Source organism: Streptomyces lavendofoliae (assembly GCF_014649735.1).
In the GTDB taxonomy this organism is placed as follows: domain Bacteria; phylum Actinomycetota; class Actinomycetes; order Streptomycetales; family Streptomycetaceae; genus Streptomyces; species Streptomyces lavendofoliae.
The window spans coordinates 1-542 of the sequence record NZ_BMTP01000070.1 but is presented as its reverse complement, the minus strand read 5'-3'; the positions used below and the strand labels follow the sequence as shown (position 1 = coordinate 542).

The 542-nt window shown below is 70.3% G+C and carries 1 protein-coding gene; it reads right to left on the bottom strand.

The window, feature by feature from the left end; genetic code table 11:
• On the bottom strand, positions 1-542 hold a 542-nt coding region (locus IE109_RS32870), incomplete at both ends, for a class I SAM-dependent methyltransferase (protein WP_189555009.1).

The following is a 542-nucleotide window of genomic DNA, read 5'->3' as shown; positions in this document are numbered from 1 at the left end:
GATCGTGGAGCAGCCGGGCGAAGGGAACGAGCCCGGCGTCGGCCAGCAGTTCGACGAGGCGATCCGCCGGCCAGCTGTAGGCAGGCGCCACCTTGTGGTCGAACCGGACCGGTTCTTGTCCGTCGGTCCCGAAGAAGGAGACCAGGAGCAGGCCATCCGGCGCCAGGACGCGTACCTGCTCGGCGAGCAGCTCCGGCAGCTCCCCCGGAGGGGTATGGATCACCGAGTAGTGGGCCAGTACGCCACCGAGCGCGCCGTCCTCGATCGGCAGGGATTCCATCCGCGCCTCCTGGAAGCGCAGCGCCGGATGGGCCCGCCGGGCGTGGTCGACCATGCCGGGGGAGATGTCGAGTCCGAAGGCGTCCAGGCCCAGTTCGTGCAGCATGGCCGTCAGATGTCCGGGCCCGCACCCGACGTCCGCTGCCCGCAGGTTGCCCGTCGCGCGCACCAGTTCGGCGAAGGTGCCGATCATGGCCCGGGCGAACGGCTGTGTCTCCAGCCGGTCTGCGAACAGCGACGCGTACAGCTCGACGACTCCGTCG